The organism is Thermogemmatispora onikobensis, from assembly GCF_001748285.1.
Classification (GTDB): domain Bacteria; phylum Chloroflexota; class Ktedonobacteria; order Ktedonobacterales; family Ktedonobacteraceae; genus Thermogemmatispora; species Thermogemmatispora onikobensis.
In genome coordinates, this window is sequence record NZ_BDGT01000013.1 from 1 (window position 1) to 21,548 (window position 21,548).

13 protein-coding genes are annotated in these 21,548 nt (G+C 60.9%); 4 read left to right on the forward strand and 9 right to left on the reverse strand.

From position 1 onward, the window contains the following. Positions 1 to 1,470, forward strand: a 1,470-nt coding sequence (locus tag BGC09_RS22815; RefSeq protein ID WP_176728873.1) for a HEAT repeat domain-containing protein, incomplete at its 5' end; no start/stop codon positions are given. Positions 1,471 to 1,534: 64 nt separating this feature from the next. Here BGC09_RS22815 and BGC09_RS07765 read toward each other — a convergent pair. The 4 genes from BGC09_RS07765 to BGC09_RS07780 form a co-directional block, all read right to left on the reverse strand. Then, positions 1,535 to 2,413, reverse strand: coding sequence for a C40 family peptidase (locus BGC09_RS07765; protein WP_069803327.1), 879 nt, complete (start codon positions 2,411 to 2,413; stop codon positions 1,535 to 1,537). A gap of 64 nt (positions 2,414 to 2,477) precedes the next feature. Further along, positions 2,478 to 3,386: a proline dehydrogenase family protein gene (locus BGC09_RS07770; protein ID WP_069803328.1), complete on the reverse strand. Its 909-nt coding sequence runs from the start codon at positions 3,384 to 3,386 to the stop codon at positions 2,478 to 2,480. Positions 3,387 to 3,586: 200 nt separating this feature from the next. Beyond that, on the reverse strand, positions 3,587 to 4,459 hold the full coding sequence (locus BGC09_RS07775; protein ID WP_069803329.1) for an SDR family NAD(P)-dependent oxidoreductase: 873 nt from the start codon (positions 4,457 to 4,459) through the stop codon (positions 3,587 to 3,589). 52 nt (positions 4,460 to 4,511) lie between these two features. Further along, positions 4,512 to 4,769: a hypothetical protein gene (locus tag BGC09_RS07780; RefSeq protein ID WP_141727685.1), complete on the reverse strand. Its 258-nt coding sequence runs from the start codon at positions 4,767 to 4,769 to the stop codon at positions 4,512 to 4,514. 377 nt (positions 4,770 to 5,146) lie between these two features. On the opposite strand from BGC09_RS07780, the gene BGC09_RS07785 reads away from it, so the two are divergent. Continuing rightward, positions 5,147 to 6,475, forward strand: a complete 1,329-nt coding sequence (locus BGC09_RS07785) for a hypothetical protein (RefSeq protein ID WP_069803331.1) — start codon at positions 5,147 to 5,149, stop codon at positions 6,473 to 6,475. A 146-nt stretch (positions 6,476 to 6,621) separates the two neighbouring features. Here the strand turns inward: BGC09_RS07785 and BGC09_RS07790 are convergent, their stop codons facing one another. From BGC09_RS07790 to BGC09_RS07800, 3 genes are all read right to left on the reverse strand, one after another. Continuing rightward, positions 6,622 to 6,945: a 2Fe-2S iron-sulfur cluster-binding protein gene (locus BGC09_RS07790; RefSeq protein WP_069803332.1), complete on the reverse strand. Its 324-nt coding sequence runs from the start codon at positions 6,943 to 6,945 to the stop codon at positions 6,622 to 6,624. A 318-nt stretch (positions 6,946 to 7,263) separates the two neighbouring features. Continuing rightward, positions 7,264 to 9,372: a BACON domain-containing protein gene (locus BGC09_RS07795; protein ID WP_176728874.1), complete on the reverse strand. Its 2,109-nt coding sequence runs from the start codon at positions 9,370 to 9,372 to the stop codon at positions 7,264 to 7,266. Positions 9,373 to 9,808: 436 nt separating this feature from the next. Further along, positions 9,809 to 10,834, reverse strand: a complete 1,026-nt coding sequence (locus BGC09_RS07800; protein ID WP_069803334.1) for a hypothetical protein — start codon at positions 10,832 to 10,834, stop codon at positions 9,809 to 9,811. A gap of 504 nt (positions 10,835 to 11,338) precedes the next feature. Here BGC09_RS07800 and mutL point away from each other — a divergent pair. Next, positions 11,339 to 13,489, forward strand: a complete 2,151-nt coding sequence (mutL, locus tag BGC09_RS07805) for a DNA mismatch repair endonuclease MutL (protein ID WP_069803335.1) — start codon at positions 11,339 to 11,341, stop codon at positions 13,487 to 13,489. Beyond that, positions 13,489 to 16,095 carry a replication restart helicase PriA gene (gene priA / locus BGC09_RS07810; RefSeq protein WP_069803336.1) on the forward strand — a complete coding sequence of 869 codons (2,607 nt, stop codon included), beginning with the start codon at positions 13,489 to 13,491 and terminating at the stop codon, positions 16,093 to 16,095. The genes mutL and priA overlap by 1 nt, the downstream gene beginning before the upstream one ends. A 20-nt stretch (positions 16,096 to 16,115) precedes the next feature. On the opposite strand, the gene BGC09_RS07815 is transcribed toward priA, so the two are convergent. Beyond that, the gene (locus BGC09_RS07815) at positions 16,116 to 19,319 is read right to left on the reverse strand and encodes a HEAT repeat domain-containing protein (RefSeq protein WP_069803337.1); all 3,204 of its coding nucleotides are present in this window, start codon (positions 19,317 to 19,319) and stop codon (positions 16,116 to 16,118) included. 704 nt (positions 19,320 to 20,023) lie between these two features. Beyond that, complete coding sequence (locus BGC09_RS07820; RefSeq protein ID WP_069803338.1) at positions 20,024 to 21,418, reverse strand: S53 family peptidase; 1,395 nt, start codon at positions 21,416 to 21,418, stop codon at positions 20,024 to 20,026. Positions 21,419 to 21,548 lie beyond the last annotated feature (130 nt).

The following is a 21,548-nucleotide window of genomic DNA, read 5'->3' on the forward strand; positions in this document are numbered from 1 at the left end:
CACGAGATACTACGACATAAGAATCCATTTATCAATAATTTCACTCTGACAGATTATCGTATCTATATTGATATTATTGATGATTATTATGAAGATACCGGCGACGATGATAATATGGTTGTTAATGATAAATATGTAAAAACACTAGTAATAAGAAAATCTCAATCTCAAGATAGAAAACTGGAACTTCTGATTCAAAGATTACAAAAGCAAAATATTGATGAAGAGATAATGACAAATTTGTTAAATAAAATAGGAAAGCTCTATGATAGAGATGATAAAATAGAGTTTTTATTGACATTAGTAAGAACTGAGGGGTTGACTGTCAGGTTTCGCTCTGATTGTGTCATGCTGCTGGCTGGGATGCTAGAGAGCTACGGCGATGAGAAGGCGATAAAGATCCTCCTGTCACTGGTGAAGAATAAGAAGTTACCTGAAAAGGTGCGCGGCGATTGTATAGGAGTATTGACCAGTATATTAAGTAGATATTATAATAAGAAGGCCATAGAGGTTCTGCTGTCATTGGTGAGAAATGAGAAGTTATCTATAGATATGCGTCAAAAATGTGTAGAAGGCTTGGCGAAGGTACTGGGCGGTCATGGCGATGGTGAGGCGATAGAGGTTCTGCTGTCATTGGTGAGGGACGAGCGGCTAGCGATAGTGTTACGCCTGGTCTGTGTCGAGGAGCTGGGCCACCTGGCCAAAGAGGTCCCGCTAGCGCAGACGGGAGCGCTAGCTGCGCTGGCCGATCTCAGTCTGCACAGCGAAGTGCGTGCTGCTCTGGCTCTTGCTTTGGGGCAAAGTGAACATCGCACCCTTGCTGCTCCCCTGCGCGTCTGTTGGCAGCGTGAGCAAGATGAGAGACTCAAACGCACCCTGCTGTTGGCCCTGGTATGCCTTGATGATCTAGATCTGAGCGTTCTGGCAGAGGCTGAAGAGCTGGCTCTCCAGGGCCAGCCTGATAGGCTTTCCTCTTCAGAGAGTGCCCTATGGAAATCCCATTTACCTGAGTATCTGGTAAAGCATAGCGGGGCAGAGACGCTGGGGCGCTTGCTGAGGAGGAGTCGGTTTGCGAGGGGACAGCTCTCGCTCTCGTTGATAGAGGCAATAGAGGCCGCTGAACGTCGCGACCTGGTGCCTATGCTGCTCGACGTCTTGGAGCACTCATCGATGAAGGCGGCACTGATTAGCCTCAGAGGCGCAAAGCTCTGGAGACTCATACAGGCGATCAGCCAGCTCGGCGAAACGCCCGAAGTCGCCAGGCGCCTGCTCGCCCTCTTTCAAAAGGCAGTGATAGATTCCAACCTTTCGGTCCGCTACTGGGTAGTTGATTGCCTTTTCGAAGCGCTCTGGCACGTCACGCGGCGGGCTGGCCTGCTGGTCGTCGAACGCCCGCGCGGCAGCCAACGCTACGTCCTGCTCCCGCGCCGCGGCTCCAGTCCTGCCGACGGCCTGCCTAACCTCTCCTAGGCCCCGTCTCCATCTCCTCATAACGCAGCAGATGCGACCGCTGGCCAGGCCCAGCCTCACACACTCACTCAAGCCTGGGCTGGCGGCCTTCCGTCTGCTCATCCTCCGTCACCACACGCTTCACCCCCCACACGCAACTCGCCAGCCGCTCGTTATAGTCCTCGTCGCCCGGCTCCAGACTATTGATCACCACGCGATGATACTCCACCCCCTCCGCATGCACAAAGCGCCGCTCATCCAGAGCCAGCGCCACATGCGTAATCCGCTCGCGTCCAAAAAAGAGCAAGTCGCCGGCGCGCAGCTCCGTCAGCGGCACCGAGCGCCTCAGAAAAGCATACTGCTGATCCGCATCGCGCGGCAACACGTAGCCCGCCATCCGATAACACAGCTGCACCAGGCCGCTACAATCGATTCCCTCGCAGGTTGTCCCGCCCCATAGGTAGGGCGTGCCCAGCAGCTCGCGGGCATACCCCAAAGCCACCGTCATGGGGCGGCGCGGAAAAGCCTCGTGGGCCAGTTGTACTGCCACCGCCTCGCGCTCTAACCAGCCACGGCGCTCGCCCGGCAGAGCCACCTCCACCCGAGAGGCAAAACGCAGATCGGTCACCGGCAAGAGCGTCGACAGATAGATCGGTTCCAGCGTCTCAGGACCCTCCGCCGCTGCAAAGAGCTGTGCCCGTGGCCTCTGCACCACTGCCACCAGCGGCAGGGCCGTTCCACAGCCCTCCCCAACTCGGCAGAAGCCCGTCACAATCGGCTCCTCCAGATTGGCCTCGTGCAGCCAGCCACTGTAATCCGAAAGCTGCCCATGTAGCCACTCGCCCTGCTCCCCATCAACTACCACCTCGCGGTTCAGCAGCGCCTGTGTCACCAGCTCTGAAGCCGCATCCGGCTCGCGTCGCACATCCGCCACCGGTACCGCCACCACCAGCTTCGTCGTCATCAGCGCTCACCCCTTGCTTGCCTTTGTCTTGAACAATGCCGGGTGTCTGCCTGCACAAGAGTACTCAGCGCCAGGCATTGCTCAACACGAACATTAGATTGGCCGGACGCTCCGCCAGGCGGCGCATCAGATACGGATACCATTGCGAGCCGTAGGGCACGTAGACCCGCACATGATAGCCCTGACGCACCAGGCGCTCCTGCAAATCGCGTCGGATACCATAGAGCATCTGGAACTCGAATGCCTCGCGGCTGATCCCATGATCGCGCGCAAAGCGGCAGGCCGCCGTAATCATCGCCTCATCGTGGGTGGCAATGGCCGGGAAATTCCCGCGTGCCAGCAGCATTCCCATCAAGCGCACATAATTGGCATCCACCTCTGCCTTCTGGGGAAAAGCCAGATTCGGCGGCTCCTTATAGGCCCCCTTCACCAGGCGCACGCGCACCCCTTCTTGCAGCAGGTGCTCCAGGTCATCCTTGCTGCGATACAGATAAGCCTGGATCACTGTCCCGACCTGGGTAAACTCGCGGTGCAGGCGCAGCGTTAGATCGAGCGTCCGCTCGGTATAGGCCGAGCTTTCCATGTCGATACAGACAAAGATCCCCAGGCGACCAGCCTCCGACAAAAGGCGGCGCAGATTCTCCTCGCACAGCTCCTGAGCAATGTCCAGGCCCAGGGCCGTCAGCTTAATCGAGATATTGGCATCGAGGCCGCTCTCCTTAATGCTGCCCAGGGCCCGGATATAATCCTCGGTCGCCGCCCGCGCCTCGCGCTCGTCGGTAACGTTCTCGCCGAGATGATCCAGCGCCACGCTCAGCCCCCGCTGATTGAGCGTGCGAGTCACCTCAATACTGTCGCTCAGCTGCTCGCCGGCCACGAAACGATGAGAGAAATTGCGCGCTGCCCGGTTCGACAGCGCAAAGTTGCGCAGCCCATCATGCTGCGATAGATACAACAGTGTATCTCTGAGCATCAGCGCCCCCTCTGGCCAATGACAAAATCGAAATGAGCAAGCATCAGCATAGCCTTGTCTTGCTAAGCTTTCCTGCCCCTATGATAGCACAAAAACAGCTGCTCTGGCTGCCTTGCCACCGAGAGCCAGAGCAGTTGAGCCAGCCAGGTGAGGGCTGCGGCTGCGGTCCGGGCCTAAGCTCAACCGAGGCCAGCACGAAGCTACCAGCGCAGTGAGCGACGAATCTGCCAGTCCCAGAAGCGATCGGGGAGCCAATAGCGCAGGCGCATTGCCCAGGCCATCGCTGGCGGAACAGCATAGCGCGTGCGTGGGCGAGAGCTGCGCAGAATCTTCTCAACCGTCTGAGCAAACTGCTCTGGCGGGAACCCTCCTCTGCCAGAGGCCAGGCGCATAGCGCTCTTCTCCATCACTGTAAGCAGGCGCTCGTAAGGACTCCCCTGGCCACGGTACTGTTCCAGCTTGCTGCGCGCGCGTTCCATGCTCGTACGCCAGATCCCTGTCGGGCTGGAAGTTGGCTCAATCACCACCACCTGCACCCCGAAAGGCGCCAGCTCGATCCGCAGGCTGTCGCTCAGCGCCTCCAGCGCGAACTTGCTCGCCCCATAGGGACCCAGGGCCGGCAAGGGAATACGGCCATTCACACTGCTCACATTGATAATCGTCCCACGCGCCGCCTTCAGCAGAGGGAGCAGCGCCTGCGTTACCCCAATATGGGCAATCGTATTGATCTCGAACTGCGTCCGCAGATCGTCGAGATCGATCAGCTCCAGGGGGCCGGCGAAGGCCGTGCCCGCATTGTTGAGGAGCGCTGTCAAAGCTGGCGTTGCCGCCGCCACCTGTTCACCCAGAGCCTTCACCTGGGCGGCGTCCGTAATATCACATAAGAGCGGCGTCAGGTTCCCATCGCTCCCGTCTGTCTTGGCCTCTGCCAGCAGCTGCTCGGCGTCCGCCTCACGTCGCACCGTGGCAAAGACCCGCCAGCCCCGTCGTGCCAGGTACAGGGCCGTGACTCGTCCGAAACCGCTGGAGCAACCCGTAATCACAATGGTCGCATTCCCTGCCGTCGTACTCATGTTGCTCTCTGCTCCTCTCTTCCTCTCCGCCGCTTTTGCCGCTGGCCAGAGATCAGAAAAGCTCTTCGCCCTCCTGGTCTTCTGGGTGCGGACCAGGCCCGATGCGATCCCATAGACCTAGGCGGATCAGCTCACAGCGCGCCTCAAAGCCGAACTGCTCGGGGTCCATCTCGCGGCCATGACGGAGAACCAGACTGCGCAGCATCTCGATCTGCTCCGCCTTTGATGCAACATCTTGCTCAAAAGGAATATGCTGCGCCAGATGCTCTACTGCCTGGCGCTGATACCATTGCTCCTGTGACTCTGCCATAGGCACCCACTTGGTAGGCAGCCAGATCAAGACTAATAAGCTGCAGGTGGGCAAGCGCCGGAGGCGCAGCCAGCTAGCTGGTCGGTCAGCAGACAGACGAAAAAGCGGACCAGGCTGCGTCTGTCGGCCTTACACTCCTTTCATCAAGATAATGCTATCATGGCCACTCCTGACGGCGCAAGGGCGCTCTTCTCCTGGCCATCCTGGCCAGACTCCTGGTGAGAGATACACTCTGAAACAGATTTGTATACGTTGGACATAGCCATTTTGCCCTAAAGCGCCCGCTCACTCTTGACCGCACCAGGCAACAATGCTACTGTCAGAAAGGAGATCGATGCTCGATAGATAACTTCCGGTAAATAGCGAAGGTGATTGTGATGATGCTCTGTGTCCACTGTAATACGTATCGACCGGAGGGCGAGGGTCCCTGTCCCTATTGCGGCGGGCCGGCGCCGGCACCGGCCAATGGTGCCAACAGCAGCAACGGCAGCGGCTTCTTCTCCGCTGGCAGTGGTCACACGACGGTTGCCATGCCTCCGCTGGGGGCCTCTTTTGGGACTGCCCCCGGGCCTGGGATTGGAACAGGGACAGAGTGGCAGGCACAATCACTGGAGAGCTATCAGCCTTATCAGCAGGGACTGGGCAACCTGGGCAATGGGGGAAGCCCGGGGGCGAACTACCCGCCCGTTGCTTCCAGCGGCTCGGATGTGAGCTACCCGGCTGTAAGTACCCCTGGCTTCAGCTCTCCAGGGGCCATGAACGCGACTGACGGTGTCTCCGTGCCTCTCTGGGGCCAGAATCAGCTGCTGCAACCGGGCGGGGCGAGCGAGGCTATTCCCCAGGAACCCTTCCCGACGGACCAGCAACAATTTCCTGGCGCTTACCCGGGCTTCGAGGGAATGGCGGTACAGCAACAGACTGGCCCTCAGCCTCCCCTTCAGGGCCAGGGTCAGCAGACGATGGCCATGCTGCCCGTGCTCTATCAGGACCCGGCCAACCCCTCGACGCAGTCGCTGATCCTCATTCCACAGGTCCAGGACCAGCGAATCAACACCGGCGCCCTCTTGCCATTCAACCAACAGGTGCCAGGGCCTCCGATTGCCGGCATCCCAACGGAGGAGGAGGCGCTCTACATTCCGCCAATGTACACGAAGCCGAGGCCGATCATCCCGCGCTACCGCGCCATCAGCGGCTTTCTCAGCTTTGTGATCGTTATTCTCTTGCTGTGCAGCGCTGCAACCTATTACGCCAAAGTGACGGGCAAGCTGGCCTTCCTGGGCCAGCTAGTGGGCGCTGCCCCTCCCAACGTCGCGGCCACGCCGATCCCTAACCTGCCCGACCCCAAGGCCAGCGAGACTGGACCGGCTTACGGCATCATTAGCTCGGCCACAACTGCGCCCAGCGTCGACCCCAAGACCGGCATCGCGCTCCAACCCAGCCAGGCCTTTAAACCGGGCCAAACCATTTATCTGACCTACAGCGTCCACGCCAAAAAAGCTGGCACAGTCACCGTCAAGTGGTACACCAATGGCCTGCTCTATCAGGTGCTCTCAAAGGCCACTCCAGACCCTAAAGGCGGCTCGTGGACGGGTGTCTCGATGATGCGCTTTACTCAGCCCCTCGAAGGCATGGTCGAACTCTACTGGAACGATGCGGGAAAACAGCCCCAACTAGCCATTCGCCTCTATTTCGTTGTGCGCCCCTAGCCTGACCCTGTCCTGAGCTAGTGGCCAGGAGCTGACCAGCTGACCACGAGGGAACGAATCAAGACCTTCCCAAAAAAAGGAGGAAGGAGACAAGGGCGGCCAGAAGCACAGGCCCTGCCCTGCTCCTTCTCAGCCTCTACCTGGCGCTAAGCTCCTTCCCCGCCTCTCTTGCACAACGTCTCAACATTGACGTCCCCGTAGACGCGCACCTGGCAGGCCAGACGCACATTCGGGTTCTTCTTGAGATCGTTGCGCAGCCAGAACTTTTCCATGAAGGTCAGCTCATTCGTATTGCTGGCAGGGGAGACCGCGACGCGATCCGTCCCACAGAGTCCATTGCCGTGGCAATTGGCAAATTTCCACAAGCCGCAATAAACGGGTACATCATGCTCAAGCGCTGGGTAGCGCACGTTGTCGCCTTCAGGAACCTCAACCTTGACCTTTTCACGTACAAACGTAATCGTTGGCACGATGAATTCCTCCGCAGGAATGGTGCTGGCTCTCTTGATGTGCTCCCTTGCAGGGGACCAACCAGCCAGCCAGTCAGCAAAGCAGACGGGACCTGAACAGGCTGGTGGGAGAGGGCTCGCCCTGCCTCACCTCGCCTCTCTCTGGTTCCTCCATTTTCCCACGCGCTGACCTCTCACCTGTTAGCCTCGTAGCCGGGTCAGGCGCGTCGATGTCTGTTGCTGCTGTGCCTGGTGAGAGTGTAGCATAGAGCACCAGAGCTAGCAAGGGCGGCGAGGGAGAGCCAGGGGAGAGTACAAGGCCATATGCCTGAGCGAGCCTTAGATGACAGCGATGAGAACAAGCACCTGCTGCGGGGGAACCAGAGAGGCCAGCTCAGGATCGCGTTCTGCCACCGTCAATGTCAGGCTGAGCGAGGTATTGGCAGGCACCTGAGAGAGCAGGGGAACAATACTGACGGTCGTGTTTTGTCCCGGCGCCAGCGGGCCGCCGCCGGCGGGCGTGATCTGCAACGGCGGGTTACTCTTATCGACGGTAATGGTCCAGTTGAGCGGCGCCTTGCCGCCATTCGTGATGGTTACAGTCTGGGCCTTCGGCGTCGTCCCGTGCGGCACATCGAAGATGAGGATCGTGGGTTCAACAGTAATCGTGGGCAAGGCTGGCGCCTGCACCGTCAAAGCAACCGGAATTTCTTGTCTGAGCGAGCCGGCACTGAAGATCAGACGTCCCTGATAGCTTCCTGGGGCCAGGCCAGCCGCGTTGACCTGCACGCTCACCGTGGCGCGCACCCCGGGGGCTAGCGTCCCTGCCGTCGGCGTGGCTCCCAGCCACTGCTCTCCGTTGTTACCTGTACTACTTGTCAGGGACCAGCTCAGCGTGAGGCCACCGCTGTTCTGCAGCGTCAGCGACTGCGGAGCAGGATTCTGACCCTGGGTCGTTGTGAAGCTGAGAGCAGACGGCGTCAGGGCCAGCTGGCCCGGTGCCACCACGTGCAGATTGACCGTCAACTGTGGTTCATCCCCCAGGCCACGACGGCTCTCAAAGAACACCGTCCCCTGATAGTCTCCCACAGCGAGCGAGGCAGGCGAGACCGTCACGCTGAGCGTGATGCTGGTTCCGGCCTCCAGGTGACCAGCGCTCGGTGTGACCTGCAGCCAGACCCCGCCGGCCTTGGTACTCACGTGGCTGCTCCAGTCAAGCGCCTGCTGGCTGTGATTCTGCAGAGCAACGGTCTGCGCCAGTGGGGCCTGCGCGCCGCTACTTGCCGTGTAGCTCAAACTGGCGGGCGCGATACTCAGGGTGGCCGAGGAACCCAGGACCGTCATGGTGACCGTCAAGACCTGCGCGTTTTTCCCCTGCTCGCCCGCCTGCTGGACAAAGGTCACATGGGCTGTATAGCTGCCGGCTGTCAGCTTGCCGCGCTGAGCCACCAGTTTCACCACTTCGCTCCCGACAACGCTGCCGCTGGCCGGATCTACTTGCAGCCAGGAACGATCGCTACTGGCCCGCCAGTTCAGCTGACCGCCGCCAGCGTTGAGCAAGGTAATTGCCAGCTGCGTCGTCGTCCCTGGAAGATCGGCCCCCAGGTCAACACTGTAATCGGAAAGCCTCAGCTGCGGCGGCGTTGCCGTTGAAGGCAGCACAGTAATGGTCGTCGCGATGCTCAGCAGCTGCGTCTCATCGACGACCAGAAGCTGGTGTTCTCCAGGCTGCCAGTCCTGCGTTACGGTCACCTGAAGAGCAAAGGCGCCAATGGCATTGGCCTGCACGCGCAATGGCTGACCGCGGGCGTCTCGTAATGGGATTGTTCCATCACGCTGCAAGGCGAGCAGGTCGCCGGCTCCAAATCCTTTGCCAACCAGGGTCAGGCTCTCATTGAAGTGCAGCTGGCGCGGAATCACCGTCAGTGAAGGCGTCAGCGTCGCAACCGACCAGCGGCGGGTGAAGAACAGATAGGTCAGTGCCGCACTCATCGCCAGCACTACCAGGAACAACACCAACAAGACGCGCAGCAGGAGATGGCGTCGATGCAAAGAAGGGCCTGAAGACACGATCTCGTAGGCGCGATGGCTCCCCCCGCGCTGCATGCGCGCAGGGGAAGGCAAAACCTGCTGGCTCTGCAAGCGCATCGGCTGCGGCTCAGCCTCGTCGGAGCTGGTGGAGGAAGAAGCCAGCGGCTGGGGCCCCGGCTCCTCCCAGATAGCGGATGGCGGCACCGAAAACGGGCTAGAAAGATAGGGCTGATCCTCGGGGTGCAGTCCAGCATGATAGCCGATTGGCTGGGGCGAAGCCGGGGGAATGGAGCGTCTCCGAGGCCTCTCTCTTCTCTTCGGCACAGAAGAAGGCGCCAGGGAGCGCCCACAGTGACGGCACACCTGGGCATAAGCAGGCACTGGTTTATGACAAAAACGGCAACGCTTGGTCTGCATTGGTGTGTCCCACTCTCTGACCTTGCTGCCCATGAGCAGTGCTGACCAGCTGACTGGACCAACTGGACGAGCTCACCTCATGGCAGCTGTTCCGGCCCTCGGCTGCGCTGAGACCGGACTGTTGGGGAGGAAGTACTCACATGCTCTCTACTGAGAATAGACGTCAGACCTTGCCTGACATCCAGAGGAGAAGCAGGACCGATCATAGTGTATCATAATTCTTCAACATGGGCACAAGAGTAGCTGAAGACCAGGCCCTCACCAGAGCGGCAGCGCTAAATGGGACAGGGGGTGAGTGGTGAATGCTGATATGACCGATGGCAGAAGAGCCTGGCAAGGGGCGAGAGAGAGGCAGACCCACAGGGAGAGAACAACAGGGGTTGCGAGGGGTGCATCATCAGCACTATCATGGCCCTCGCAGATCCCTGGGAGCGGCTTACAACTCGTCGCTTTCTTCGCTGGCGCGAGCTACCTGCGCGAAGAGCTCCTCTTCGAGTTGACACCAGACCAGAGCTTCGGCCTGACTGACGTCAAGCGGATGATGCTGACGTGTGGCCTCGCTCATCATCCGTGCTACACGACGGCGTAGACCGGCGAGCAAGGGCTTTTGCACCTCCAGCGGAGGTAGCCGGTACAGGCGAATCTGGTCGATAGGATAGAATTCATCAGGTTCAAAGGCGAGCAGCAGCAGATCCCTGTATTTGTGCAGGAGAGAGAGCTGCTCCTGAGCGTGTAGCTGCAGCCGGCTGCTCACAGCTAGCAAGCAGCCAGCAACGCGACGAGCACGGACAATCGGACAGGCAACTGCGCTGAGAGCCTCGTCCTGCGCCAACGGCTCCAGGCCAGAAGCGGGAAGCGCAAGCAGAGCCTGGCCTGGTACCTGGAAGATGACCGTGCGAGCAATGGAGACGGCATGGCCAGCCAGGGACTCGCTGCCATAAAAGCAGGCTTCGCTCTGAGAACTGAGCTGCCAGCGCCGGCTGTCGTTGACCAGTGCCATACGCAGACTGCGCACACACCCGCCACGCGAGGGCGGCATGCAGCGCACAATCATTAAGCTCAACCCCTGACGCCGAGGGTCAAGATGAATGGTGGCCTGCTGCAGCACAAGGTTGCTGATCGCCCAGGTGCGTAGCGGCATCGGTACCCTCAGCGCGGCATTCAAGACGCGATCATAGAAGACAGGGGCGATCTCCTGAGCCTCGCTGCAGAGAGAGGCCCCCTGGTCGCTCCGGCTCAATAGGGCAAATTCCTGCGCTACGTCCTCTAACAGCCCTTGATGGTGGTCTGGTAAGGCACAGAAGAGACGATAGAGTGCATAAGGACAGGGAGACTCTTCGCCGGCGGCCCAGCGTGCCAGGGTCTTGGAGGAGATACCTGCTGCTTCTAATAAGATCATTTGCTCTTGAGGATCGTTTTCGATGCTGTTCAGGAATTCATACCATCGTTGAGGCTTGTACATTCTTCCTTCCTTGGACCCTCTCAATAGCTACGCACCGCTCCTCACCTAACTATAGCACGCTCCTCCGACCTCGGCCATTAAAATTCCGTTAAAATTATGGGCAATACATCTTTTATCTAAACTCAGCATAGATAAATAGTTATATCTCTGTCTGGGGGGCACTCGGGTGAGAGCAGGCGGCACGTGAGGCCCAAAAAGGCTACTGCGGCTCATTCTGCTCAGGAGCTGTGACAACGGGCGAACCCGCTCCCAGTCGGAGGCGGAGCCTGGTTCACAGCGCCCGCAAGGGGCGATCCTATGGTATAATCAGTCAGTACGAACACTCGTTCTTGCCTGGCCTGGCCCGACCTGATCTGATCTGGTGTTCAAGTTGGGAGAGGGAAGGGGGCCAGGGCTGAACGAAGCCTGCCATCTGAGGAGTGGAGCGAGGGCGGGAGCAGCCTGGAGTTGCGTGTTTCTCCCAGCTCGCTTCAGCAGCGAAGCAGCGAAGGAAGAGTCTGCCCTATGCCGATTCGCCAACTGGCCCCGGAGGTCGCAGCCAAAATCGCCGCTGGCGAGGTGGTGGAGCGCCCCGTCTCGGTCGTCAAAGAATTAATCGAGAACAGCATTGATGCCGGCGCCTCGCAGATTCGCGTCGATCTCATCCGCGGCGGTCTACAGCTGATACGGGTGAGCGACAATGGTTGCGGCATCCCTGCAGAGGAGCTGCCGTTAGCCCTGGCGCGCCATGCCACGAGTAAAGTCAGCACGGTTGAGGATCTGGAGCGCATTCGTTCGCTGGGCTTTCGTGGGGAGGCGCTGGCGAGCGTCGCCGCGGTGGCCGAGGTGGTTTTGATCAGCCGTCCCCGCGGCGCCGCCCAGGGCGCTCAGGTAAGCGCCTGCAATGGGCAAATTTCGGCAGTCAGTCCTGCGGCCTCGCCCGAGGGCACCATTGTCACGGTGCGCAACCTGTTCAGTGCGGTGCCGGCGCGTCTGAAGTTTCTGAAGAGCCGTCAGACGGAGGTCAGCCACTGCCTGCATCTGCTCCAGCAGTATGCTCTGGCCTATCCCGAGATTCGCTTTACGGTCACCAGCGAAGGGCGCGAGGTCTTTACGACCCCTGGCGATGGTCAGCTGGCGACGGTGCTGGTGCAGATGTATGGCCCGGCGGTGGCCCGGCAGATGGTACCGCTCAGCGGCCAGTCTGCCGATGATCCCGAGCGCCCGGTGATCAGCGGCTATGTCAGCCGGCCTGCATGCTATAAGAGCACGCGCCAGTATCTCTCTTTCTTTGTCAATCGCCGGTGGGTTCACAGTCGCTTGCTGATTGCCGCCGTAGAAGAGGCCTACCGAACGCTGCTGCTTAGCGGACGTCATCCTCTGGCGGTCATCAATATTCAGGTCGACCCGTCCCAGATCGATGTCAACGTGCACCCCGCCAAGACGGAGATTCGCTTCCTGCGCGAGCGCCGGGTCTACGCCGAGTTGATGCGTGCCGTGCGGCGCGCCGTCCTGGAAGAGGCCGAGGCTCCAGGCTGGCAGGAGGCGCAGCAGTTTGCCCCTGCGGCACCTGCCAGCGCCGTGGAGGCATCGCCTCCCGTCTCCCCAGTGTCGTCGCCCCTGTCTCCCGAAGAGTCCACCAGAGAGGAACTGGCGACTTCGTTGAGGCCGGAGGCGACCAGGTCGCAGCAGGCAGGTGCAAAGGAGCGAGGGGTTGCTCCTCTCTCTGATCCTGGTCGGAGCAAAGGCCCTGCGAGCAGCAACGACCTTGGGCTGCGACATGCTTTTCCCCTTGATAACCCCTGGCTGACGGTCAGCGAGGAGGAACGCGGGGAGCGAGCCGCTCTGCAGTCGCGCCTGTGGCAGAGCCATCTGCGCCCCCAGCAGGGTGAACCAGGGCCTGGGCGCCAGGCGCTGACAGCCGGGCCTCGCAAGCCCGGGCGGCCTGCACCGGGCGGCGCAGCGCCAGAGCAGGAGCAGGAGCAGGAGCAGGCCGCCCCGCCGAGGGAAGAAGGGCCTGCTCCTGCTCCTGCTCCGCTTGCCCCGGCTGAGGTCTTACCTGCCGTTCAGCCCGGACCTCGTCGGGAGCACAGCCACTTTCCTGAGCTACGGGTCATTGGGCAGCTACTCCAGAGCTATATTGTGGCGGAGGGACGCGATGGCCTCTATTTGATCGATCAGCATGCCGCTCACGAACGTATTATCCTGGAGCGCATGCTGGCCGCCCGCCAGGAGCAGACGTCGCTTGCTCAGGGGCTGCTGACTCCTCTGCGCCTTGACCTCTCGCCTGCTGAGCTGGAGGCCATCGAGGAGCACCTCGACGATCTACGTGGCCTGGGCTTCGAGCTGGAGGTGCTTGATCACGGGCAGATCCTGGCGCGCGCTGTTCCTTCTGTGCTTGCCAAGCAGCTCAGCGCACGCTCTCTGCAGGAGCTACTCAAGGACCTGACCGCCCCCGAACACGATGGCTACAGTCAGACCTGGGAGGAGCATGCTCTGGCCAACATCGCTTGTAAGGCAGCTATTAAAGCCAACTATTTTCTGACCAGCAGCGAAATGCGCGAACTGATCGAGCAGCTCGCCCACACCCGTGCCCCGTTTAGCTGCTGTCATGGCCGACCGACGACCATCCATTTCAGCGCTGCCGCTCTAGAACGCGAATTCGGGAGGCGCTAGTGTTTGCCGAAGTGCTGACCGTGGCCGCCAGTTGGCAAGGCGAGCGGCCTCTGCTGACCTATGAGGTGCCGGCGGAGCTGGCGGGACAGCTTCAGCCGGGCCAGCTGGTGGCCATCCCCTATGGCGAGCGGCTGGTCGAAGGTATCATCTGGCAGCTGGCGGAGTCCTGTGAGCACAGCCTGCCAGAAACGTTGCGCTCCGTGCATGCGCTGCTTGACCCGCAGCCGGTGCTCTTGCCCCATCAGCGCGCACTGGCCGAGTGGATGGCCGACTACTACGTCACCTCGCTGGCGCTGGTTGTTCAGCTCATGCTCCCGCCCGGTCTATTGCAGGGGTCTCGCGCTGTGCTGACCCTCGCCAACGCAGAGCCGCGTGCGACAGCCTCGCTGCCGCTCCAGGCTCTGATCGGTCTACTCCTGGATGAAGGCGAGATCGATGTAGCCCGCCTGCAGGCGATGCTCGGTCCTACACGCGCCCGAGCCCTGCTCAAGGAGGCTGTGACCAGTGGCCTGATTGAGCGCGTGCCGCGTCTGGCGGAGCCACGTCTACGTCCGCGGCGTCAGCGCGCCGTTCGACTCTGCCTGGATGGGGAGAAGCTGGCCGCCTGGAAGCGTCAACTAGCAGAAAGCCTGCCGCCGCATCTGACACCCACTGCGACGCCAGGCACACGAGTGGACCTGCTGCCTCCCTCTCCCCCTCTGCGCCGGCGTCCACCTGCGGCGGCTCCCCTGTCGGTGCTGCAATCTGCTGCCACGGCCACAGCCTCCGTTGCAGCAGCGCGGGGTGGCCAGAGTCAGGAGAGCCAGCGGGCCCTGCGCGCGCTGGCTGCCGTCGACTTGCTCGAACACAGCCCGCCAGATGTACTCTGGACGCCGAGCCGCCTGGCGCGCGCCAGTGGCCTCACCCAGACCCAGCTGCAGCAGCTCGTCGCTGAGGGCGTTCTCGCCATTGAAGAGAACGTAGAAGTACGGCGTGATCCGTTGCGAGAGCGCCCCATTGTGCCCAGCTCTCCACTGCGGCTTACGCCTGCCCAGGAAGCTGCCTTACGCGCCATCCTTGCCCCTGAAGCTGCTCGGCGTCCCCTGCTCCTGCATGGGGTCACAGGCAGCGGCAAGACCGAGGTCTATCTGCAGGCCCTGTCGGCCCTCATTGCCCGTGGCAAGAGAGGCCTCGTGCTCGTCCCTGAGATTGCCATTACAGCCCAGGCCATCCAGCGTGTTGCCGGGCGCTTCCCGGGGCGGGTCGCCATTATCCACAGCGCCCTCAGCCCGGGCGAGCGTTACGATGAATGGCGACGCATTCGGGCCGGTCAAGTTGATGTCGTCCTTGGCTCGCGCTCCGCCCTCTTTGTTCCCTTGCCTGACCTAGGCATCATCATCCTGGACGAAGAGCACGAGACGGCCTACAAACAAGAGGAGCGTCGTCCCACCTACCACGCGCGAGAGGCCGCCTGCACCCTGGGGCGGCTTCTCGACATTCCCGTTGTCCTGGGCAGCGCTACCCCTTCCGTGACCAGCTTCTACCGTGCCCAACAAGGAGCCTATCAACTGGTGGAGCTGCCCGAGCGCATCGGGGCTCCTCTGCCCCCCGTGGAAATCGTCGACCTGCGCAGCGAGCTGCATGCTGGCAACACCAGCATCCTCAGTCGTCGTCTGCGCAGCGAGCTGGAGAACGTCCTTGCCCGGCGCCAGCAGGCCATTCTCTACCTCAATCGTCGAGGAGCAGCCAGCTGTGTTCTCTGCCGCGAGTGCGGCTATGTCGCCATGTGCGAGCACTGCGACGTACCGCTGACCTATCACGCCACTGAGCGCATCCTCCTCTGCCACTACTGCAATCTTCGGCGCCCTGTCTTAACACGCTGTCCCCACTGCGACAATCATGGCCTGCGCTACTTCGGCATCGGCACCGAGAAGGTGGAGCAGGTGATCCAACAGACCTTCCCCCAGGCCCGACTGCTGCGCTGGGACCGCGACACGGCCCGCACGCGGCGCGCCCATGAGCAGCTCCTGGACCGCTTTGCCAATCATGAAGCCGATATACTGATCGGCACCCAAATGATCGCCAAGGGTCTCGACCTGCCCGGCGTAACCCTGGTGGGTGTGGTTGCCGCCGACATCGCCCTCATGCTGCCGGACTTCGCCGCCACCGAGCGCGCCTTCACCCTCCTCACCCAGGTTGCAGGCCGGGCCGGGCGCGGCAGCGAGTCAGGGCAGGTCATCATCCAGACCTTCAACCCGGAGCACTTTGCCATTGAAACCGCCTCTCGCCATGCCTACCACGAGTTCTACGCTGCTGAGATCACCCTGCGCCAGCGCTACGGCTATCCCCCTTTCCGCCAATTTGTCAAGTTCACCTATAGCCATACCAACCGGCGCCGCGCCCAGAATGAGGCCCTTCTCCTGCGCGAGCAGCTCGATCGCGCTATTGCCGAGCTGGAGTTAGAGGAGACTGACATCGTGGGACCGGCCCCGGCAGTAATGGAGCGCATCCGCGACGAATTCCGCTGGCAGATGATTGCGCGCGGTCCCGATCTGCGCCCTCTGCTACGCGCCATCACCATCCCCCCGGGCTGGCACATCGACATCGACCCGGTGAGCACCATGTAAGAGTCAGCCCACCTCAATCACTACGGGATGGCCTCGATCCGCACGCATCCCTGGCCTGGCATCAGGCGCACACCCAGACGGCGACTGATGCGCCAGAGCGCCTCATAGACGGCGTCGGCGATATCCGTGTCCTGGAGTAGCCCCGTCAGCGTCTGCAGGGTCTCCTGATCCTGGGCGAGCTGCCCGAGCGCCTCCGCCAGGGCACGGCGCAAGTACTTGTCTTCCTCCTCGCGACAGAGCAGATGCAGCAGCTGCGGCACAATCGAACGCTCGCCCAGCTGCCCCAGCGTATGGGCGATAGTGCAGCGCACCGGCAGCTCAACCTCCTGATCGCTCAGCAGCGCCAGTAAGTAGGGTCCCACGCTGCGCTCACCCAAATTGCCCAGCGTACGGGCGATCGCTTCCCGCATCCAGGAGCCGCGCCGCCGATCAGCCAGCAGCGTCAACAATTGCGGCACCACCCAGCGCTCGCCCAAATGGCCCAAAGCCCCGGCGATCGCCTCCCGCACCGGCAGCTCAACCTCTTCATCGGCCAGCAGCTGCAGCAGCAAAGGAATGACCGAACGCTCTCCCAGGTAACCCAGCACCACCGCAATAGCATGACGTACCGAACGGTCGATATATTCATTGTCAAGCAGGCCCAAGAGCTGGGGAATCAGGCTGCGCTCGCCCAGGCGGGCCAGAGCCGCCGCAATCGCATGGCGCAGCGGCAGTGGCAGGCGTTCGTCGGCGAGCAGACGCAGCAGCTGGGGAGCAACAGAGCGCTCGCCAAGCTGACCCAGGGCTGCCGCCAGCGTATGGCGCAGCGACAGTGGCAGGCGCTCATCGATCAGCAGGGCCAATAGCTGAGGGGCGACGGAACGCTCGCCGAGTTGACCCAGCGTCGCCGCAATCGCATCACGCACCGAGGGATCAACCCCTTCATCCGTTACCAGGCGAAGCAGCTGGGGCGCAATGGAACGCTCCCCCAGGTAGCCCAGAGCGTGAGCGATGGCATAGCGCACCGAAGGGTCAATCCCCTCATCGGAGAGCAGGCGCAAAAGATGAGGAACAATCGAACGCTCCCCGAGCCGCCCCAGGGCATTCGCAATGGCATAGCGCACCGAAGCATCGAGCTGCTCATCGACCAGCAGATGCACGAGTGGCAGGGCCAGCGAGCGCTCCCCAAGCTGCCCCAGAGCATCGGCGATGGCATCCCGTACCTGAACATCGACCCCCTCGTCAGCCAGCAGATGCAAGAGGCCCATGTTGACCCACTCGCCACCGACCTCTGCCAGCACCTCTGCACTGTTGCGCCGGTCCAGCGGATAAGGCGTCGCGGTCAGCAAGGCAAAGAGACGACTGATGACTTCCTGGCGCAGACCACTCTCGCGCATCGTCGGACGCATCGCCAGGCAGCGCCCCGCTAACAAGAGATTGGTATGGAAGAGATCGTCACTGGAACGCCGCCGCCCACCATTGCCAAGCAAATGCTGGAGCAGCGGGCTGATATCGCTGACTCGCCCCGCATAGAGCAGAATCACCTCCTCCCACCAGGGATTACCGCGCCGTTTAATCAGCTCCGATAGCTTTCCATGCTCCACTGCATAGAGAGCACTCAAATACTCCTGTAACGTCAAATGGAGAAATCCGTACCAGCCGCGAGCCTGCTCCTTCAAAAGAGTATGCTGCCCGATGATCTCGCTGAAGATCTCCTGACTCTGTTCAGGATCGAGGCCGATAGTCGGCAAGAAGCGAGCGATTTCCTGTAACAGCTCATCCTCGGGAAAGTAGCGCTGGCCGCGCAAGTGGAAATGCCAGGCGATAGCCTCCAGCAACTGCAGCTTGTGCTGAGGTAAAAATTGACTGTGGCGATGAATATCGCGGCTGCTATCCCAACGTGTCAGCAGCGTCTCCACGCAGCGTCGATAGAGTTCTACACGTCGATCTGGTAGATCCAGCTGCTCTTCGTAGAGCAGGACGATCAGCGAGAGCAGCAGCGGATTGCCGGCCAGGGCCTGGACACGAGGGCTGCGTTCGAGACGATAGATCAGATCGTTCGCAGCCTCGGGACCCAGCTGAGAGCCGGTCAGTGCCAGCCAGCGCTGGATGAACTGGCGGATATCCTCGGGCCGGAAATCGAGGACCTCCAGCTCGCGGAAGCCAGTCAAGCGGCTGCGCTGGTGGTAGCCGGCCTTACGAGCCGTCACCACGATCGGCACCTGGGGATAGCGCGTTGCCAGCTCTACAATCATCATCACGACAGAACGATAGGTTGACTCAGCCTCCTCTTTATTGGCGCCGGTCAGCGTCTCATCGAGAGCGTCAAGCAGCAGCAGTGCGCGCCCTTCCTGCAGGCGCGAGTGCATTAACGCCAGCGCAGCCGTGCGAGGAATGCGATAACGCTCCTCCCAGGTCCGCGCAGCAAATTGAATAATATCGATATGATGAGACGTAGCGGTGGGGCTGGCGGAGACGAAGGTATTCAGCTCGACGAAGATAGGGAGGTCGGGCAGGCCCTCGAGTTGGCCAGAGAGCGAGCGCAAAGCCAGATACTTCAGGAGGGTTGTCTTGCCGGCCCCGGGGTCGCCCAGCACCACGCTACGGCGATAGCGGCGAATAGCCTCATCCGGGTCGAGCGTCGAGGCCGTCTGGCTATCGCAATAGCGATGGCCCCTGCGGCAGAGGTCGACGAGATCACCGTTCAACTGCCATGTGTAGCGCTCCTCATCGAGCTGGTAGCCTGGGCGGGTCTCCTCGTGCAGGCGCACACGGATATAGAGATCGAGCAGGTTGATAGGAAGGTTCATATCAAGGATCTGAAGATGAGTCAAGCGGGGATCAACCCGTAGCCCTGCTCGATACTGCTCAAGCGTCTGGCGCAGACAGCGAGCAGAGAGCCGCTGGCGCCAGGCGTTGGCCTCATCCTCGCCCTGAGAGGCGCGCAAGCGTCCCAGATAGAGATTCACAGCGGCAGGGATAGCGGCGGCCAGCACAGCCCCCGCCAGAGAGATGAAAGCCACCACGATTGGTGTATTTTCCCACCAGGCGCCGCTACTTGGGGAGCCAGCGAGCAGAGCCACCGCCATCAGCCCTGGCGCTGTCCGAGCGCCTACCGACTGTGCGGGCCCGCCGGAGGAAAGCGCACCTGGAACAGCGATGGAGCAGCCGACGAAGAGCGCCGAGGCCAGAACCATCGTCCCCATTGTTGCCGTTGCCAGAAGGCGAAGAGAGCGGGCACACATACCGTCCTCATTTCTGAGCTTGCGCGCGCTGCATGCGAATAGATACTGCCGCGAGCGGAGAGCTGTGAACCTGGAGTACACTTTTGTCGGTATCAAACACATTGGACACATCACCACCTTCGTTTCCCCCGGTGCTGGCGGGCGAAGAGAACAAGGCGGTAGTGCTATGCAATCAAGCCTCTCTTGCCGCCTGCCACCAGGGGGGAAGAGAGGCAAGGATAAGAGAAGCAAAGTTGGCCCAGGCCCCAGACAGGAGGCTGGCTGTTGCCTGTGACTGCACTCCTCTTCCTGAGAAGCTGTACTACACTGTGCCAGCAGGCTCACGCGCAACGCTGCAAGAGGTGTATCGAAGGAAGAACGACCCAGGAACAACCCTGTCTGGAGGCACTGGGGCACCCTGTACCCCGTGGTCTCTCTGCATCCTAGAAAAGAGAATAGTTGTTAGTTTGTCATCTGTCAAAATAATTCCGCTATATGGAACTATTCACCATTATTATGGATCTGTTTTGAAAAAGACACTCTTTATAATCTGATCAATAAGAATGAGATTAGCTAAAGAATCATTCGAAAGCTCTGAAGAACAGGAAGATGGTGCTGTTCCTGACGCTGTCCAGGAACAGCACCAACGTGAGGTCATGATCCCCGGGCCAGGCGAGCGAAAGCGTTCCTGCGCATGGCGGGGGAAGGGGCGAAGAGGAAGGTCCTCAGCGGGAGTGGGAGAGCAGCGGACGCATCGGGGCGGAGGAAGGTGGTTGGATCAGCAAAGGAAGCAGCTTGGCCACGCGCGGTGTCCCCAGACCGGTCACAGCGTCCCAGCCGGCGCCAGCGCTATAGCCCTGGATGGCGACAGCGTTGCCCTGCCCATCCTGGCCGACAAAGGTATTGTCGCCCGAGGTAACATCGTGGAAAGCCTGCGTATAGAGATTCGAGCGTCCGATCGCGTAGAGGGCCGGGTTCAGATTGCCCAGGCGGTGGCCGGCCAGTTGATCGGCCAGGGCGGCGATACCGGCCCACTGGGGTGAGCCAGCGCTCGTACCACCAAAGCGGAAGACCAGATCTTCGCCCTCGCCCGATGAACTCCAGACCACCAGCACGCCGCTATCGATGCCGGCGTTAAAGGCCACATCCGGCAGGCCGCGGTAGCCGCCGATCTGGGCAACCCCATTCTGGTAATCTGGCCGGGGATAGATGGTGCTGAAGCCCCCACCGCTGGCCGCCTGATACTGTGGCTCATCCCAGGCTTCCTCGCCCTGATAGCTCCCCTGCGTGCCGTTCGCTTCCAGCAGCGTCCCGCCGACTGCCGTCACCAGCGGATCGCTGGCCGGCGAAGAGACACTCAGGAAGTAGGAGTTGCCGTCGCAGGTATACTGAGCCGCGCCCTGATCACCCGAGGCCGCAAAGAGCGTCATACCTTGCGCCACCGCTTTGGAGAACAGCTCATGCTCCTGCTTGAGCAACTCGGGATCGACGCAGCTCTCACCTTCACCAAAGCTCTGCGAGATGATATCGCCCAGATTATGCTCGACCGCGTAGCGCGTCGCGTTCAGCACATCGATGTCCTGGTTGGACTTAGCCAGCACCAGGGTGATCGCTGCATCTGGGGCGATAGCATGGGCCCATTCAACATCAAGGCTGATCTCTGCGGCCCAGCCGACCTGCGTGCTGTCGAAGGAATTGAAAGGAGGCAGGCCATCGGGCGCCACAATGTTGAAGCTGGGCGGGTCCGGCAAACCGAAGAGCGTATCGAAGGTGTGCAGGTCATGGCGGATCGTCGGACTTTGGTAGGCGTCGATGATCACGATGGTGTGCCCTTTCCCGGTGATCCCCTTGGCCAGGACAGGGGCAACCTCGTAGGCAGCCTGAATCTGCTTCGGCCCAAAGCAGGTCGCCGGATTCGTGGTCTGGCACGGGAAGGTGCGGTCCTTGTTCACCGCGCCGGCGTAGATGTACTCGGGCCGGTTGATCACATAGTGCGGTTTGGCCGCCTGAACGATCTGATTGGCGTAGAAGTGGATCAGCGTCCCTACCAGTAAGCCACACAGGACGATGGCGGTGGCAACCAGGTGCGGCAGCCAGCGCGTAATGGGGGTTCTCTCCATGAGAATCGTGACCTCCTTGTGAGCTAAACGGGACAATGTGCGCCGCAATCGATACCTTGCGGCACCCATCGATCTTAGTGTAGGAGGACACAACCGCTTTTGAATAGATAAAAACAGTTAAAACATGGTT